This is a genomic window from Rhizobium sp. SRI_017 (assembly GCF_057586295.1).
In genome coordinates, this window is sequence record NZ_JBYCZP010000065.1 from 1 (window position 1) to 1213 (window position 1213).

The 1213-nt window shown below is 55.2% G+C and carries 1 protein-coding gene; it reads right to left on the minus strand.

Going from position 1 to position 1213, the window contains the following annotated elements; genetic code table 11:
- Positions 1-254: 254 nt before the first annotated feature.
- Positions 255-1213: MFS transporter (locus AC2YI2_RS34995; protein ID WP_487391120.1), on the minus strand; the 959-nt coding region annotated here is incomplete at its 5' end.

Below are 1213 nucleotides of genomic sequence, written 5' to 3' on the forward strand. Positions count from 1 at the left end.
AGCATCGATGACATGTGGCGGCGCGCGGGCATTTTCATCGCAAAATCACCGAAGCCGCGTTAACAGGAAGACTTTGCGACAAGGCCCAGGAAGTTGTCATATTCCTCGAGTTTTGGCTTGTACGAATCCGGCACTTCAACCATAAAAGTGCCGGTGTTCGACAGGGTCGACCCTCATTCCTTGGGATTTCCGAGAGGTCTCCACAGGTGATGAATTTCTCCAGCTGATCAGACCCCGCCGGGAGTGATCCGCGGTCACTGGCTTGCCGTCCTGGGACGCAAATGGCCGAAAACCAAACTTGCGCCGACGGCTGCGACGCCCAGAAGGAGCAAGCACAACCACGCGAACGGAAAAGCTCCTGCATCCGCGAATACCGGACCGGCGAAGGCGGTGCCCGCCGCCGCTCCCAGAATCGCTATCACCAGGATACGCGACATCAGCGAGCCGTCAGGGTCGTTTTCGGTAATGATTCCGCTTAGGAATGGTGTCACGATATAGAAGCCGATATTCACAAAGATCTGAGTAGTCACGAATACCGGCGGTGTTGGCACCGTTAGAAGATAATAAATAGAGACGGCCATGATTAGGAAGCCCGTAATTATGAATGACAGCCGCCTGGCTCTATTGCTTGTCGCAAGTGGAACGGCAGCGCCGAGGAAGCCGCCGATCGAAGAAATCGCAAGGTAAATACCAACCTCAGTAGCACTCAAACCAGATCTCTCCCCGACGAAGCCACAGACAGCCCATTGAGCTGCCTGGACCATGTAGATCAAAAAGACAACGGACATTGCGGTCGCCATTTTTCGGCGAGGAAGCAGCGAGAGTTGGCCCCCGTCCGCAGCCTTCACCCGTTGCCTGAAAATTAGAGGGAACGTCGGAACTAATATCACTGTAAAAACGGCGAGCACCAGGAAGATTGGCATATTGTCATGTTGTTGCGGGAGCAGAGAGACCACCAGCAAAAGCAAGCCCGTGGCCATGCCGCCGATCAAGCTGATAGCACCCCACAATCGTTCAGCGTTGGGACATGAGGCCAAGCTCATGGAAACCAAGCTGAAAACAGCGCCTTCACCCAAACCGGTTAAGAAACGTGCGCCGCCAAGTAGCAGGGGGGCCTGGACATAAAAGCTGCCGACTTGCCCGATAAACACGGCGAGCAGGCTGGCTGCGGCAAGACCTTTTCCGGGCTTGAGACGGAGCTTCGGCGTTAACA